Source organism: Sphingobacterium sp. NPDC055431 (assembly GCF_053644255.1).
Genome location: NZ_JBSHLH010000023.1, coordinates 1 through 17,090, shown reverse-complemented (window position 1 = coordinate 17,090; position 17,090 = coordinate 1). Strand labels below are relative to the sequence as shown.

Annotated in this window: 13 protein-coding genes; 8 read left to right on the top strand and 5 right to left on the bottom strand. The window is 41.5% G+C overall.

What is annotated here, in order from left to right:
* The first annotated feature begins 11 nt into the window (after positions 1–11).
* Positions 12–3,182 carry an efflux RND transporter permease subunit gene (locus ACWIB3_RS16430; protein ID WP_454292160.1) on the top strand — a complete coding sequence of 1,057 codons (3,171 nt, stop codon included), beginning with the start codon at positions 12–14 and terminating at the stop codon, positions 3,180–3,182.
* A 410-nt stretch (positions 3,183–3,592) separates the two neighbouring features.
* On the top strand, positions 3,593–3,883 hold the full coding sequence (locus ACWIB3_RS16425; RefSeq protein WP_454292159.1) for a hypothetical protein: 291 nt from the start codon (positions 3,593–3,595) through the stop codon (positions 3,881–3,883).
* Between the two features lie 413 nt (positions 3,884–4,296).
* On the opposite strand, the gene ACWIB3_RS16420 is transcribed toward ACWIB3_RS16425, so the two are convergent.
* The gene (locus ACWIB3_RS16420) at positions 4,297–4,863 is read right to left on the bottom strand and encodes a hypothetical protein (RefSeq protein WP_454292158.1); all 567 of its coding nucleotides are present in this window, start codon (positions 4,861–4,863) and stop codon (positions 4,297–4,299) included.
* Positions 4,864–4,867: 4 nt separating this feature from the next.
* Positions 4,868–5,875, bottom strand: a complete 1,008-nt coding sequence (gene holA, locus ACWIB3_RS16415) for a DNA polymerase III subunit delta (protein WP_185210421.1) — start codon at positions 5,873–5,875, stop codon at positions 4,868–4,870.
* 72 nt (positions 5,876–5,947) lie between these two features.
* Between holA and ACWIB3_RS16410 the strand changes: the two genes are divergently transcribed.
* The 6 genes from ACWIB3_RS16410 to ACWIB3_RS16385 all read left to right on the top strand — a co-directional run bounded on the left by ACWIB3_RS16410 (position 5,948) and on the right by ACWIB3_RS16385 (position 11,487).
* Positions 5,948–6,418 (top strand): type I restriction enzyme HsdR N-terminal domain-containing protein, encoded by a 471-nt coding sequence (locus ACWIB3_RS16410; protein WP_185210422.1) that lies wholly within the window; start codon positions 5,948–5,950, stop codon positions 6,416–6,418.
* Positions 6,419–6,459: 41 nt separating this feature from the next.
* The gene (gene clpP, locus ACWIB3_RS16405) at positions 6,460–7,161 is read left to right on the top strand and encodes an ATP-dependent Clp endopeptidase proteolytic subunit ClpP (RefSeq protein WP_093098991.1); all 702 of its coding nucleotides are present in this window, start codon (positions 6,460–6,462) and stop codon (positions 7,159–7,161) included.
* Between the two features lie 5 nt (positions 7,162–7,166).
* Complete coding sequence (gene clpX, locus ACWIB3_RS16400; protein ID WP_185210423.1) at positions 7,167–8,417, top strand: ATP-dependent Clp protease ATP-binding subunit ClpX; 1,251 nt, start codon at positions 7,167–7,169, stop codon at positions 8,415–8,417.
* 68 nt (positions 8,418–8,485) lie between these two features.
* Positions 8,486–9,325: an AMP nucleosidase gene (locus tag ACWIB3_RS16395; RefSeq protein WP_185210424.1), complete on the top strand. Its 840-nt coding sequence runs from the start codon at positions 8,486–8,488 to the stop codon at positions 9,323–9,325.
* 49 nt (positions 9,326–9,374) lie between these two features.
* Positions 9,375–10,739: a pyridoxal-phosphate dependent enzyme gene (locus ACWIB3_RS16390; RefSeq protein ID WP_454292157.1), complete on the top strand. Its 1,365-nt coding sequence runs from the start codon at positions 9,375–9,377 to the stop codon at positions 10,737–10,739.
* A gap of 46 nt (positions 10,740–10,785) precedes the next feature.
* The gene (locus ACWIB3_RS16385; RefSeq protein WP_185210426.1) at positions 10,786–11,487 is read left to right on the top strand and encodes an FkbM family methyltransferase; all 702 of its coding nucleotides are present in this window, start codon (positions 10,786–10,788) and stop codon (positions 11,485–11,487) included.
* A 441-nt stretch (positions 11,488–11,928) separates the two neighbouring features.
* On the opposite strand, the gene ACWIB3_RS16380 is transcribed toward ACWIB3_RS16385, so the two are convergent.
* The 3 genes from ACWIB3_RS16380 to ACWIB3_RS16370 all read right to left on the bottom strand — a co-directional run bounded on the left by ACWIB3_RS16380 (position 11,929) and on the right by ACWIB3_RS16370 (position 16,890).
* On the bottom strand, positions 11,929–12,078 hold the full coding sequence (locus ACWIB3_RS16380) for a hypothetical protein (RefSeq protein ID WP_185210427.1): 150 nt from the start codon (positions 12,076–12,078) through the stop codon (positions 11,929–11,931).
* Between the two features lie 112 nt (positions 12,079–12,190).
* Positions 12,191–13,690, bottom strand: coding sequence for a RagB/SusD family nutrient uptake outer membrane protein (locus ACWIB3_RS16375; protein WP_454292156.1), 1,500 nt, complete (start codon positions 13,688–13,690; stop codon positions 12,191–12,193).
* A gap of 17 nt (positions 13,691–13,707) precedes the next feature.
* Positions 13,708–16,890 carry a SusC/RagA family TonB-linked outer membrane protein gene (locus ACWIB3_RS16370; protein WP_185218183.1) on the bottom strand — a complete coding sequence of 1,061 codons (3,183 nt, stop codon included), beginning with the start codon at positions 16,888–16,890 and terminating at the stop codon, positions 13,708–13,710.
* Positions 16,891–17,090: the final 200 nt, after the last annotated feature.

Below are 17,090 nucleotides of genomic sequence, written 5' to 3'. Positions count from 1 at the left end.
ATAATTAACGAATGATCTCAGAAGTATTTATAAAAAGGCCGGTAACGGCGATGGTGGTATCCATTTTGATTTCGATCATTGGGGTTATCGCGATCACAACCTTACCTATCAGTCAATATCCCAATATTGCGCCCCCTACTGTATCGGTTTCAGCAACCTATACAGGTGCGGATGCACAAACAGTAGAAAAAACAGTAACGACACCTATCGAGAGTCAGATCAACGGTACTCCCGGAATGATCTATATGAGTTCCAACTCAACCTCCGATGGTGGTTCCCGTATCACGGTAACTTTTGAAGTAGGTACCGATATCGATATCGCAACCCTGGACGTACAGAACCGTGTGAGTATCGCAGAACCCGTATTGCCAGAGGCTGTACGCCGTTTAGGGGTAACCACGCGTAAGGTTAATACCGATATCTTGATGATGGTTTCCTTGGTATCCCCAGATGGTAGCCGCGATATCAACTTCCTATCCAACTACATCAACCTTTACCTGAAAGACGCCTTATTGCGTGTCCCTGGGGTGGGTGATGTGCAAGCTTTCGGTCAACCATTCGCCATGCGTGTATGGTTAGATGCCAATAAACTTGCTAACATCGGGATGTCTCCAGCAGATGTCAATACAGCTATCCAAGAACAGAACTCCCGTATGCCGGGTGGTTCGGTAGGTGCCCGTCCTCAGGAAAACATGCAGGTATTTGAATACCCAATCGTAATGGACTCCGATTTGGAGGAAGTGGACCAATTTGAAAACATCGTAGTAAAGACAAATGCAGATGGTTCCATCGTGCTTTTGAAAGATATAGCTAGAGTAGAACTAGGACAATTTAACTACGGTATTACCAACAAGGTAAATGGAAATACAGCATCGGGTATGATGATTTCCCAAACCCCTGGTGGTAATGCGGTGGAAACTGCCGATGGTATCTATAAAACCTTGGAGGAATTGAAGAAGTCATTCCCTACAGGTGTTGATTATGTTGTAGGTTATGAAACTGTATCGGTGGTAAACGCTTCCATCAGTTCCGTAATCCATACCCTAATCGAAGCCATGATCTTGGTAACCTTAGTGGTATTCTTCTTCCTACAAAGTTGGAGAGCAACCTTGATCCCATTATTGGCGATTCCAGTATCCATTGTGGGTACATTTATCTTCTTTACCTTATTTGGCTTCTCGATCAACAACTTAACGATGTTGGCATTCGTACTCGCCATCGGTATCGTAGTGGATGATGCCATCGTAGTGGTGGAGGCCGTCCAGCATTATATCGACCATTATAAGATGGATGCGAAAGAAGCGACCATGCGTGCCATGAAGGATATTACAGCGCCCGTTATTGCCATTGCCCTGATCTTGGCAGCGGTATTCGTTCCGGTAGGATTTATCCCAGGGATGGTTGGTAAACTGTACCAACAGTTTGCGATTACCATTGCTGTATCCGTAATGCTTTCGGCATTTATTGCACTTTCCCTGACGCCTGCCTTATGTTCGATCATGTTGAAACCTTCGGCAACAACAAAGGACTCCAAGGGTCTGAACAAATTCTTCTATAAATTCAACGTTTGGTTCGACAAGGTGACCTACCGATATTCCAAAGGTGTTAAAAAAGCGATTAAGTCAGCTCCACTGGTATTGATTATCTTGGTCTGTATCTTCGTAGGAACCGGATGGATGTTTAGCGCTAAGAAAGCCGGATTTATCCCTAATGAGGATGGTGGTATCTTCTTTATGGGAGTCAGCTTACCAGAAGGGGCATCCAGTGCACGAACCGAAGAAGTCTTGACGGAATTGACGAACGATCTTCGTAAGGAATTCCCAGAAATCAACTATGTGACTTCCATCAACGGTATGAACTTATTGAACCGTTCTGCAAAACCAAACGGTGCATCCCTTTTCGTATCCTTAAAACCATGGGATGAAAGACAGAAAACCGTATCTGATATCACAGGTGCCATCATGGGTAAATATCGAGGCTATTCGAAGGCTACTGTAATTGCTGCAACTCCGCCGCCAATCCCTGGTTTGGGTACCGCGGGTGGTTTCACCATGGAGATCCAGGATAGACAGACCGTCGATATCAAAGATTTCGAAGCAATGGTTGGCCGATTCTTGGCTGCTGCAAACCAACGCCCTGAAATTGGAATGGCCTATACCCTTTTCAACAGTAATTCACCGAACTACAAATTACAGGTAGACCGTGAAATGGCTAAACGTATGGGTGTTCCCGTTTCCAATATCTATAGCACTATATCTTCTTACTTAGGTAGTAGCTATGTGAATGACTTCACCAAATACGGCCGTAACTTCCGTGTAGTAACACAGGCAGATACCAGCTACCGTATGCATATCGAAGACATCAATAAATTATATGTGAAAAACGTTCAGGGTCAACCAGTGCCTATCTCAAACTTAGTGAGATATGAACTGACAACAAACCCTTCGATCGTCAATCACTTTAACATTTTCCGTTCGATCCAGATTTCTGGAGAGGCTGGTCCAGGTTACTCATCCGGTGATGCCATCCGCGCATTGGAGGAAGTAGCTGCTCAGACCCTTTCCGATGGATATTCGTATGAATTCTCAGGACTATCCCTGCAAGAGAAACAGTCGGGTAGCAAAACCATCCAGATCTTTGCACTCTGTATCTTGTTCGTGTTCTTGTTATTGGCTTCATTATATGAAAGTTGGTCGGTACCATTCTCCATCCTGTTATCTGTACCTCTAGGTATATTCGGAGCGATCTTGGCATTGACCTTATTACCTAACTTGGACAATAACATCTATGCACAGATTGGTTTGGTTACCATTATCGGTTTGGCGGCCAAGAACGCGATCTTGATCGTGGAATTTGCCAAGGAACGGGTGGATATCGGAATGAACCTGGTTGAAGCAACGCTAGACGCTGTCAAACTTCGTCTGCGTCCGATCATCATGACCTCATTGGCATTTATCTTAGGTATTATCCCATTGATGTTGTCTACAGGTGCAGGTGCTGTATCAAGACAGACTATCGGCTGGACCGTATTCGGGGGTATGACCGCAGCAACTTTCCTTGCCATCTTTATCGTACCGGTGCTTTTCGTCGTGATTACACGAATGGCTTACGGTAAAAAGAAATTAGCAGAATTGGAAGCTAGTTTCGATGAGGAGAAAAAGAAAAGCCTAAGTGCGCACTAATTTAGTTTAACTCCATATTTTTAAAGGCTCGTTCAGCAATGAACGAGCCTTTTTTGTTTGATATCTTCCCAAGATTTTAGGCATATGCCATCCGACACATAGGACGTACTAGACTAGATGAGGGGAAGAAAGTTAAAAAAATAATGAAAGTTTTTGGCAAGAACCTTCGGGATTCCTTTTACTCTCATTCGAGGCATATTCGGAATTTTCAATATATGCCTCGAATAAGGTCCGATTGATGTCCAATAGATCTTAAAAATTTTTAATTTTTGATTTCAACAAAAATGGAATCGGAAAACTTATTGTGAAGTGCGATGCTTTAAATCTATACAATTTCTAAGGAAGAAGCGAGTTTTCCATGTTAAGGAATTTTGAATACGTAGAAGGGGCTGTTTGTATGGTTGTTGGTTTTGAACCAGGATGGAAGGGATAAGAGGATAGACCAAGATCATGGCATGAACCAGGATGGGGTTCCGCTCCGCTCACCCAACGAGGATGGGAGGATAGACCAAGATTATGATCAACATTTCGCTGGAAAGTCCATCATACTGTTGGGGCGTATCGAATACGCCCAGCCCCAAAGACTCTGTTTTCTTCTACCTTCGGTACAGGAAATGTACGCCAATACATTTTTTTCTGTTCAGGTAAAAGTATGTACTGTTCCGAGATGTTTCGTTCCTACCAATGAACTGTGTTCCTAGGTATTTAGACCTATCTTAATTTTCCAGGAGAATATTTTTTATCCGCCATACATCCCTGGAGGGGATGAATTATTTTAGCATGGATGGTAAACAATATAGGGCTAATGCAAAAACGATGTTCGATTAATCGAACATCGTTTTTGCGCGACTTTCAGGCTAACGTGCTATGCCAGCTAAAATAATGGAACCCCAAAAGGGGGTCTATATTTAAAAATAAAAGAGCTAATAGATTTTCATTGCCAACATGCTGTCATCACCTTCCAATAAATTTAGTTCAAATTTTTAACCCTCAACATGACAAAAAAAGGGAAATTGACGATACAAGAAAATACACAATATTATCCATATTGATTGATATTAAAGGAGTGCATTCTCCCCAAGTTTCTTCGAATGGACCTCAGCATGAAAACACCTTACTTCAGCATAATCCCCACGGAAAGGTTCAGATGTTGATGATCGAAATTGCTGGTATAAAAACTACCATGCAGTTGTTGGTAGGCATAGGTTGCTGAAACGGTGAATTTGGTTTTGCTCAGGGAGTCAAAAAGGTAAAAGACACCTGCTTTGCCCATAAAGCCTTTATCATAGACCGGACCGATACTCGCAGAATAACCAGCATTAGCCAAGAAACCGATTCTGGATGCTTGACCAAAATCCTTCACTGGCAATCTTGCATCAATGAATATTGGAAAAAGATTACGGTCATATTTGGATTTCCTCCCATCGGTATTTACTACTTCCCCAGATTTGCTGTAATCTCCTTTCAGGGTTTCATTACCAATCCCTAGCCCTAAATAGGCTTTATCATCAAAGTTCTTTCCAAAAATAAAATGCAGGGAATATCCATTGAAGGTGCCTTCATAACCGGGATTACGGAGGCCAAGATTTCCACCACCTTGAATTAAGGTATAATAGGAGCTTTGGGCAAAACCCAAGCTACTGATCAGCATCAGGATAAGAAGGGAAAATAGCTTTTGCATGTTTTTAGTTTAATATTTTATAGATCAGTTCGGTCAACAGATCACCGGATTCAGTCAGGTGTCCTACATTCATTCCTTTTGATTTCAGGTCGAATTCCTTGATCAGATGGATGATTTCAAAGGTTTTCCTTCTATTGAAGTTCCTAGCGGCATATTCGTATTCCTTGACAAAAAACGGATGTACCCCAAGCTGCTTTGCAGCCACGGCGGAAGATTTATCGGGTAGGTAATGGTATTTGAGGATCTTGGTGAAATAGGTACCCAGCGAGCCGATCACCACCGGCATTGGGTTACTCTTTGGATTCGCAGCAAAATAATCCACGATCTGGAAAGCTTTCAGCGCATTTCGCTTGGAAAGTGCGGTATTCAATTCAAACACATTGAAGTCCTTGCTGATACCGATGTTCTGCTCCACATCCACAGTGCTGATTTCTTTGTCTGCAGGAATATTCAGTTGCAGTTTTTCGATTTCATTGGCAATCTTAGATAGATCGGTGCCCAAGTATTCGGCCATCAGGGCAGCTGCCTGCGGATGCACCCTTCTCCCTGAAGCATTCAGCTGCTCATTGATCCAGGCTGCCACCTTATCTTCATAGAGCTTATTGGATTCCAGCACCACTCCTGCCTTTTCCAATAATTTAAAGGATTTTTTCCGCTTATCAAACTTGCTGTATTTATGGGCAAAAACCAATACGGTTGAAGGAGTTGGCTGTTCTAGGTATTTTTGCAGGAGTTCATCATCCTTCCATTTCAGGTTCTGCGCTTCCTTGACCACAATGACCTGATGGTCACTCATCATGGGATAGCGTTTGGCCATGCTGATAATGCTGGAGAAGTCCGCATCCTTACCGTACACGACCGACTGGTCGAAACCCTTTTGGGCATCGTCGAGGACGGTATGTTCTATGGCATCAGAAATCAGGTCGATAAAGTAAGGTTCTTCACCATGCAGTAGGTAAACTGGGGCGAGTTTTTTTTTCTTGATATCGGATAAAATGGATTGGACATTCATGCTGTACGAAAGTACGAAAATACATAGACTTTTGCTTGTTGGAAAAGGTTGGAAAATTTCGTAATTTTGTAAATGTTTAGACCGGTTCCTTTGAACTTACCGCCCTTTCCGGCAAAAATCAGCAAAAAACAGGATCAGTATTATATTTTCGACGAGCTGCGGAAAAAGCATCTTTTGTTGACACCGGAGGAGTGGGTACGACAACATTGGGTCAGTCATCTGAACAGGCACTATCAGTACCCGATGTCCTTAATGAAGATCGAGGGCGGCCTATCCCTGAACAGCCTGCAGAAAAGGAGTGATCTGGTGATTTATGACCGAGAAGGATCGCGCGTACTTTTGGCAGAATTCAAGGCTCCATCTGTCAAAATTACCGAAAAAACATTCGAACAGATCGCAAATTACAACAGTATTTATAAAATCCCCCTTCTTTTGGTCAGTAATGGAATTGAGCATTATTATTGCAGGATAGATTTCGAGGAGGAGAAATTTACATTTATAACGGAACTGCCATCTTTTGGGCAGGAAAATTTTGGATATTAAAATAAATATTATATTAGTAGCATAAAGACAGAAAGAATCACATGAATATAGATAAAAACGAATTTAGAAAGTATGCTATCAAGCATCATAGAATTGGAAGCCAACATGTAGATGGTTACATTTCTAGACTACAACAACAAATTCCGAGCAATCTTACGCCATACATCATAGAAGAGAGACAACTGAATGTAGCTCAGATGGACGTATTTTCACGTTTGATGATGGACCGTATCATCTTTTTAGGAGATGGCATCAATGATCAGGTTGCAAATATCGTTCAAGCACAGTTATTGTTCTTGCAATCGACCGATGCGCAACGTGACATACAGATCTATATCAATTCACCAGGTGGCAGTGTATATGCAGGGCTAGGCATCTATGATACCATGCAGTACATCTCTCCTGATGTAGCAACGATCTGTACAGGAATGGCAGCCTCTATGGGTGCTGTATTATTAGTGGCAGGTGCTAAAGGTAAACGTGCAGCATTGCGTCACTCCCGTGTGATGATCCACCAACCATCTGGAGGTGCACAAGGTGTAGCTGCAGATATGGAGATCAACCTGCGTGAAATGTTGAAATTAAAAGAAGAATTATACACGATCATCGCTGATCACTCTGGCCAGACTTATGACTGGGTTGAGAAGTCATCAGACCGTGATTATTGGATGCGTGCCGCTGAAGCCAAAGAATTTGGTATGATAGATGAGGTATTGCTACCGAAGAAGAAAGAAACAAAATAATAACAATGAGTAAATCGAACAATAGAGATATCCATTGCTCATTTTGCGGAATCAGTAAAAATGAAGCGCAAATGCTTATTGCGGGTGATGGTGCGCATATCTGCGACAGATGTGTGCAACAAGCTGGGGAGATTTTGGCGGAAGAGCTTAAGCAACGCAAGAATAAATCTATTCAAACTGCTCTTAAATTAATCCGTCCAAAGGAAATCAAGGAACATTTGGATCAATACGTGATTGGACAAGATGATGCGAAGAAAGTCATCTCTGTAGCGGTTTACAACCATTACAAACGTTTAAACCAACGTGTTGAGTCGGATGAGACCGAGATTGAAAAATCCAACTTGATTATCGTCGGAGAGACCGGAACAGGTAAAACCTTATTGGCAAAGACCGTTGCCAAGATCTTGAACGTGCCATTCTGTATCGTGGATGCTACAGTTTTGACAGAAGCAGGATATGTCGGTGAAGATGTGGAAAGCATCTTGACCAGATTACTGCAAGCTGCAGACTATGACGTCGCTGCCGCAGAACGTGGAATCATCTATATCGATGAGATTGACAAGATCGCTAGAAAAAGCGATAACCCATCGATCACCCGTGATGTTTCAGGTGAAGGCGTTCAACAAGCATTATTGAAGATCTTGGAAGGAACCAATGTCAATGTTCCTCCTCAAGGTGGCCGTAAGCACCCTGATCAGAAAATGATCTCGGTAAATACCAGCAACATCCTGTTTATCTGTGGTGGTGCATTTGACGGTATCCAAAAGAAAATCGCAAACAGATTGAGAACTCAAACTGTTGGATATAAAATGAAAGATGAGGATCAGGAAATTGACCTGAACAACTTGTATAAATACATCACTCCGCAAGATCTTAAGAACTTCGGATTGATCCCTGAGTTGATCGGTCGTTTGCCAGTTCTTACGCATCTGAACCCATTGGATAAGGAAACTTTGTTGAATATCCTTACCCGACCTAAGAACGCCTTGGTAAAACAGTACATCAAGTTGTTTGAGTACGAAGGGATCAAGCTGTCATTCGAGCCAGAGGTTTATGACTTCATCGTTGACAAAGCTTGGGAATTCAAATTAGGGGCCCGTGGGTTACGGAGCATTTGTGAGGCAATCATGCTGGATGCCATGTTCGAAACACCGAGCAATAAGGAAAATTCAGAAGACAAGACCTTGCAGATCAGTCTGGATTATGCAAAGAACAAGTTTGCTAAGACGGACTTTAAGAAACTGCAAGTCGCATAAAAATCTAAACCCTCGCCAATCACGCGAGGGTTTTTTGTATTAGGAAATTATTAAGAAAGGATGAAATTATGACTAAGAAAAAAGACGAAAAACAAGAAAATATCGAAGAGGTAAACTCCCCTATTAAAGCAGGATTAAAGACAAAAGAAGATATCGTGAACAATTGGCTGCCTCGTTATACGGGTAGACCCTTGGAAGAATTTGGGGAATATATATTATTGACAAATTTCAGCAATTATGTGAAGTTGTTTTCGCAGATGCATGGCGACGCGCCGATCATGGGCGAGGACAAACCGATGCAGACCTGTACCGCAGACGGCATTACCATCATCAATTTTGGTATGGGTTCTCCCGTTGCTGCAACCGTGATGGACCTATTGACAGCCATCCACCCGAAAGCAGTGCTATTCCTAGGTAAAACAGGGGTATTAAAGAAGAAAATAGATGTAGGTGAACTGATCCTTCCGATCGCTGCGATCCGTGGAGAAGGGACTTCCAATGATTATCTGCCACCTGAAGTACCATCACTACCGGCCTTCGCTCTGCAGAAAGCCATTTCCACCACCATTAGGGACCACTCCCGTGATTACTGGACCGGAACTGTCTATACCACCAACCGTCGCGTTTGGGAGCATGACAAGCAGTTTAAGAAATACCTAAAGAGCATCCGTGCCATGGCCGTAGATATGGAGACTGCAACGATCTTTTCGGTAGGATTTGCCAACAAGATCCCTACTGGTGCCCTATTATTGGTTTCAGACCAACCAATGGTACCGGAAGGCGTTAAAACAGACAAATCTGATGTGACGGTTACCAAATCTTATGTGGAAACCCATGTAAAAATTGGAATTGATGCCTTAAAGCAATTAATCAACAATGGCTTAACGGTAAAACACCTGAAGTTCTAAAAAATATCTACTTTTGTGGTAGACAACAAACAGACACAAAACTTCACCTATGTGGTATAATAACATTTTAGAAACCATTGGAAATACACCTTTGGTCAAACTAAATAAGATAACTGAGAATTTAAAGGGAACTATTTTAGCCAAGATCGAAACAAGCAATCCTGGAAACTCCATCAAGGACCGTATGGCCTTGAAGATGATTGAGGATGCTGAAGAAGCCGGTTTACTGAAACCTGGAGGCACCATTATCGAAGGGACTTCGGGAAATACAGGAATGGGATTGGCAATGGCGGCCGTAGTAAAAGGTTATCGCTGTATTTTTACCACCACGGATAAGCAGTCGAAAGAGAAGATCGATGCCCTTCGTGCCTTTGGTGCTGAAGTGATCGTCTGTCCTACCAACGTAGATCCAGAGGATCCTCGCTCCTATTATTCGGTTTCCAGCCGATTGGAGAAAGAGGTTCCCAATGCCTGGAAGGCCAATCAATATGACAACCTTTCCAATACTAAAGCCCATTATGAGCAGACCGGTCCGGAAATCTGGGAACAGACCGAAGGAAAGGTTACGCATTTGGTCGTAGGGGTCGGAACCGGTGGTACTATCTCGGGTACCGCAAAATATTTGAGGGAGAAGAACCCGAACATCAAGGTTTGGGGGATTGACACCTATGGTTCCGTATTCAAGAAATATAAGGAAACTGGCATATTTGACAAGAATGAAATCTACCCCTATATCACCGAAGGTATAGGTGAGGATTTCTTGCCGAAGAATGTTGATTTTTCACTGATAGACCTGTTTGAAAAGGTCACTGATAAAGATGCAGCCTTGATGACCAGGGACCTGGCACGCAAGGAAGGTATCTTTGCCGGAAATTCTGCCGGCGCTGCATTGGCAGGTTTGTTACAATTAGGAAAAGACCTGATAGAAGATGATGTAGTCGTTGTGATTTTCCATGACCATGGATCTCGTTACATGGGAAAAATGTACAATGAGGATTGGTTGCGCGAAAGAGGATTCTTAAAAGATGAGAAGCTAACGGCAAAATCAATTCTCAAAAAACGTGGCGAACAGGCCATCATCACGGCAGATGCAAACCAAACTGTTGTGGAAACCTTCAATATCATGAAATCGCTGAACATTTCACAAATACCTGTCACCCAACAGGGTATGGTAATCGGAAAGGTCACAGAATCGGATATTCTTTCGGCATTGCTCGAAAATCCATCGTTAAAGTCATCTGCAGTGGAAGAGATTACATCCAAACCTTTTCCATTTGTTGACCTGAACACCTCCATTGATAAGATCTCTGGATTGATCAATAAAGATACCCAAGCGGTATTGGTGGAAGATGATTTTGGAAGGATCAATATCATCACCCAATACGATATCATCAACGCAATTTCAGAAGTTTAGGATTTTTCCATTTTTTGGGTATATTTAAATTAATCTACCACAAAGAATGGAAAGAAACGACAAACTTAAAAGATTAGAATATTGGGTTAAAGCGCGCATTGGAAAGATTGCTTTTATTGACGTAGAGGAAAAACGTGCAAAGGAATGGTATGGCAATGGATATGGCGGCTTTTATGTCGATCCAAGCTTGGTTCCCGATAATGCGATCGTATATTCATTTGGCATTGGTGAGGATATTTCATTTGATAAAGCCATCATAGCCAAACATGGAGCCAAGGTTTTTGGTTTCGATCCTACCCCAAAGTCTATCAATTACGTGCGTAATAATGAAACTCCAGAACAGTTTTATTTCCATCCTTTTGGTTTGGGCGAAAAAACGGAGATGGTTACCTTCCATCTTCCCAAAAACAAGGAGCATGTTTCCGGAAGTGTTTACGACCATAGCCTTGTCGATGAACACGATTCTGTAGACGTGCTTTTAAAGGAGTTTAAAGAGATTGCCAACGATTTGGGGCACCAATCCATTGATGTGTTAAAGATGGACATAGAGGGCTCTGAATACGCTGTCATGGAAGGGATATTAAACTCTGGCATCCCCATCAAGCAAATCCTCGTTGAAACCCACGAAAGGTTCTTTCCCAATGGTAAGGAAAAAGGACAGAAATTCTTTAAGCTATTGTATGACCATGGCTATAGGATCTTTGCCATTTCTGATACCTACCAGGAAATTTCATTAGTGAAAGGGTAAAAGGATTGTTTTTATTAATGGACCATCTATAAGCATTTCTAAATAGCATCAGCCCACAATGTACAGAAGAAATAAAGATAGCAGCAGGCTGGCAAAAAGCATTGGTTTTTGAAATTTTAGAAATGGAACCCTATAGGGGTTTCATTATTTTAGCCGACGCGGCATGATAGCCTGGAATTAGCGAAAAACCGATGTTCGATTAATCGAACATCGGTTTTTCGTTACCACCTCTTTTGTTCAAGACCCTTTCTAAAATAATTCTGCCCTGCTAGGGCAGTATGTCGCAAAAAAGACAATATTGTGTACGCAAGAAGGATCTCAGAACAACATCAAAAATCAAATAGATTAATTAAAAACAGTATTATTAGAATTGGCGTACTTTCCGTGACCTTCGGATAAGGATAATAGAGTCATTGGGGGGCGGGCGTATTCGATACGTCCCTACAGTATGATGGACTTTCCAGCGAAATGTTGATCATAATCATGGTCTATCCTCCCATCCTCGTTGGGTGAGCGGAGCGGAACCCAATCCTGGTTCATGCCATGATCTTGGTCTATCCTCTTATCCCTTCCATCCTGGTTCAAATCCACCTTTCATCCCATTGGCAGAGCAGAGCCGATGCCCCTTCTTCTCCCTTTCCCTCAAAAAAGAAGAGGTTGTCTCTTCAGACAACCTCTTCCAGATTATTATTTACAAACCGAATTAATCGTTTTGTTTGATTTCCGCGTTAGCATTCAATTCCGCCAATGGGAACAAGAATTGCCAATCTTTAGCACCGGCAGCAACCTTTACGATTCCATTTACACTTCCAGGAGCATAGTTAGGAACGACAGTTCTGTCCAAAGGCTGGTTCAAACGTTTCAAATCGTAGAACCTGAAACCTTCACCCCAAAGCTCTGTTCTTCTGTTGGTCCAGATCTCTTCCAATAAAGCTGCACCCCCGTTGGTTGATTTCTTCGCTTCAAGGTCACGAACTTTTACAAAGTTGAACAATGCTTCTTGTGCATTAGCCGTTTGGTTTGAGCTTGCATAAGCTTCTGCCAAGATCAAGTGCATTTCTGCCGATCTCATCAAAGGAACATCTCCTAAAGCACCACCTGGTGATTTGATAGAGAATTTCCTAGTCATATACTCTTGACGAGCGAAAGATGCCAATGGCAATGGGAAGTTAGCCGCAGTTGGTTTTGGTTCCCATAGTTTCTTTCTGATATCAGTTTCAGAGATTTTGTCATACAATGCAGAGTTGATTCTCTTAGGGTTCGCACGCATAAAAGAGGTATTTGCATTGTAAGCGATCTGTGCAAAGTAAGATCCGAATGCATCCATCTGATCCTGTGTTGGCATAGAAGCCCACATAAACTCAGACATAGAAGGAGCATCATTGAATCCTTTCATGTACGTATCTTGGTTCATCAATGGGAAACTTCCTGACTCGATAACCAATTGAGCATATTTGATTGCATTCGGGTAGTCCTGCATGGTCAAAGCAACTCTAGCACGTATACCGTAAGTCACATATAGGTTGATATGAGACTTGTTAACTCTTGATTCAACATTCAAACTGATCGCTTCTTCCAAATCCTTGATGATTGAAGCATACACTTCTTTCACGGTAGATCTTGGCAACGCACCATCTGAAGATTTCAATACCAAAGGAACACCTAATTGATCGTTAGCTGTGCTTGCATCATATCTCTTAGCGTAAAGCTGAACCAGATTGGAGTAAGCATAAGCTCTAAGCGTCAAAGCTTGAGATTTCAGGTTGTTTTTCTCTTCATCAGTTCCTGGAAGGCCATCTACATTATCCAGGATAAAGTTAGAGTCACCAATGATTTTGTAGAAAGTTCTATAATAGTATTCAGTCAATTTATGGTTGTCATTACGACCACCTTGCCAGTTACCTTCACCGGTAGAACCGAACCAGTTTGCATCACTGATACCTAAGTCTTCGCCCATAAAGTCAAGACCTAGCATGATACCACCAACACCTGGTTTGTTTTGAACATTCCAATCCACTACGGTTGTACGCTCAAACATAAATCTATAGATACCGTTCAATGCTGTATTAGCATTGGCTATCGAACTGAAGATTTCATCTTGAGAAACTTTGTCAGTTGGAGCGGTTTCCAAATAGTCCTTTTTACATCCGCTAAGAGCTAGAAGTAAAACGGAAGCATATATCGTTAAATTTCTTTTTTTCATAATAATTCAGCTGCTAATTAAAATCCAACATTTACACCGATGCTGAAAATACGAGTCGGCAAATAAGTAGATGATACAGATCCATCAAAGCTTTCTGTAGGATTCATACCTTTACGTTTTGAGAATAAGGCTAAGTTCTCACCAGTTAAGAATACGCGTGCAGTAGACAAGTCGATTTTGTTCAACAAGCTGCTTGGTAATCTATATTGGAAGTTTACGTTTTGAATGCTAAAGTAAGACGCGCTTGTCAACCATCTTGTAGAAGCAGCATTGATGTTGTTGCTGTTCGCTTGGTCTAATCTAGGGATATCACTTGTAGTATTTGATGTAGTCCATGCTTTCATCGCATCAACATGGTATGATTTACCATATGAGTTTGTGCTCATCAAACCAGCGTAGTTACTATCATAGATTTTTCCACCGATCTGGTAGTTCAACAAGAAAGACAATGTGAATGCTTTATAGTTGAAGGTATTGATGATGGATCCCATTACATCAGGAATTGAAGTACCTGAATAATCGAATTTCGCATAGTTTTGGTTGGTTACATATTCTTTACCATCCACTACGCGGATGTTCTCTTGTGCAGTACCTTCTGCAGGGATGTAAAGGGCAGCACCATCAGCTTGGTCAACACCAGCGTATTGTCTCAACCAGAAAGAGTAGTAATCTCTTCCAACTTCTCTTCTTTTGTTTCCAGCAGTAATAACTGGAGATTCAACCGGCATCTTCGTGATTTCGTTCTTGAAGGTGGTGAAGTTTTTGGTCATTGTCCAAGTGAAATTATCGTTTCTTACGATATCACCTGATAATGACAATTCAAAACCTGTATTGTACATCGAACCAACGTTTCTGAATTCTGTACTAACTGCAGAAGAAAGAGGACGTGGAACGGATAGTAATAACTGGTCTGAACCTCTCTTGTAGTATTCAGCCTCACCTCTTAATCTGTTGTTGAATAAAGCGAAGTTCACACCTAGGTTGAATGTATTTGAAGACTCCCAAGTCAGGTTAGGGTTAGGTAATGAACTAAGAACAGTTCCTGGCAATCCACCATTAGACCATCCAAGGTTGTAAAGCGCTTGATATCCGTAATAGATTGTATTTCCGTTTACATCCAATAGGTGGTTGACACCAACTTGACCGTATGAAGCTTTTAATCTCAAGTCGTTGATCCAAGTAGCGCTTGACATAAAGTCTTCTTTGTTGATAGCCCATGCAGCACCTACTGAGAAGAAATTACCCCATCTTTTGCTATCATCGAAGATCGATGAACCATCCGTTCTGAATGATGCATCTGCATAATACTTCTCATCGTAGTTATATGATGCCTTAGCGAAGTAAGATTCAAGACGGTTCACGTTTTTGTATCCTCCTGAAGAAAGTGGAGTTACGTAGTTATCTAATTCAGTGATTCCAGAAATAATCTGTCCTGTTTTGGTCGCATTTCTGCTGCTGAATTGATAATCATAGTTTTCGTGAGCCGCTATTGCAGATACGTTATGTAAATCAAATGATTTTCTATATTGCAATACTTGGTTGAAAGTATATGATTTCGTAATGTAGTTTTCAGCTGAACCTAAACCATTGTAAGAAACACCATCACCTACTTGGTTGTTCCAAGAGTAATCGAAGTTTCTGTTTGAAAGGTCAATGCTAACCGAAGGTGTGAATGTGAAATCTTTCAAGAATTTAATATCCAAGAAAGCTCTACCACCTAACATCGTACGTTTGTTCAGGCGAGTATTCAAGATAGTCTCGTAAATAACGTGTCTACCCGGACTTGCTCCTGAAGGTCTGTTTACAGCGCCTGGATGCATTCCGTAGTCGTAGTATTGTTCTCCAGTAACTGGGTCAACAACTGGAGCTCCTGTAGTTGCATCAAATGCATGAACTGGGTAGATCGAACCTAAACCTCTGATGAATGAGAATGGGTTGATGTAGGAGTTACCATTACCTGTTGAAGCATCAGAAGCTAATGAACCTTCAGACATAGCACCAGAAATGTTAACACCTGCTTTTAACCAATCTTTGATCTGAGAGTTTACATTGATCCTTCCATTGAAACGTTGGAAATCTGAGTTTAAGATATAACCTTCATCATTCAAATATCCTAATGAAACGTAGTAGTCAGTTTTTTCGTTGCTACCGCCGATGTTCATATTGGCATCAGTTCTTTTTCCAACACGTTGAATGGCATCAAACCAGTTGAAATCATCGTATTTCAAACCTGCATTTGGATTCATGGTACCGTCCATTGAAACGATTTCATTGTCCGCAACGTTGAATGGGTTGTAAGCTAGGAATCTCTTGATATTATCGAATGCATATTTATTCGCATCTGCTTCTGAAGCACCTTGAGCTCCGCTAGCAGGGAACATTCTTGAGTTTTTGATAGCCTGGAATGCAACAGGATAATAATCATTGATTCCTACTGTTTCGTATTCTTTGATACCTCTTTCCGTAATACCTTGCGTTAAGCCAACATTTAATTTAGCCGGACCGCGACCTTTTTTCGTTGTGATCATGATCACACCGTTACCAGCTCTAGATCCATAAAGAGCAGCTGAAGTCGCATCCTTTAAGATGGAGATGCTTTCGATATCATCAGCGTTAATATCACCGATGTTACCGTCAAATACAGCACCGTCTACAACATATAATGGAGAACTTGAAGCACTCATAGATCCGATACCTCTCAAACGTACGCTAGCACCTGACCCCGGCTGACCGTTTCCAGAAGAAACAGAGATACCTGGAGCCATACCAGCTAATGCATTGGAAACGTTGGATACGGTACGTTTGTCCAAATCTTCAGCACTCATGGTAGCCATGGAACCTGTTACTTCAGATTTCTTAGCTGTACCATAGGCAACGACAACCACCTCATCAAGTTCTTCACCTGCTGAGCTTAATTGAACATTGATAACTGCATTGTTGTTAAAAGTTACCGTTTGAGACGAATAACCGATAAATGAGAATGTGATGCTACTTCCAGAAGCCACATTGGTTAATGTGTACTTTCCGTTTGCATCTGTTTGAGTAGCATTCGTTGAACCAGACACACGCACCGACACACCAGGCAAGGCCTGCCCGTCATTCGCTGAGGTCACAGTACCACTCAGATTTTGATTTTGTGCAAACGTTTGCCCAATTAGGCATGTAAACACAAAAAGAAGACAGAGTAATTTTTGTTTCATAAAAAATTGATCTTTTAATTGTAATTGTTAATAAAAATTAGACTTACGGCTAAATAAATAGTTATTAATGGCGTAAAAATATTAAAAAAGTCAATATTTTATCTATATAAAGCGTTTTAAGTAATTTTATTTATTGAACAGAATTAGTGTGGGTATTTTTAAAATTACATGTAGTAATATCTTATATATGTAATTTATAG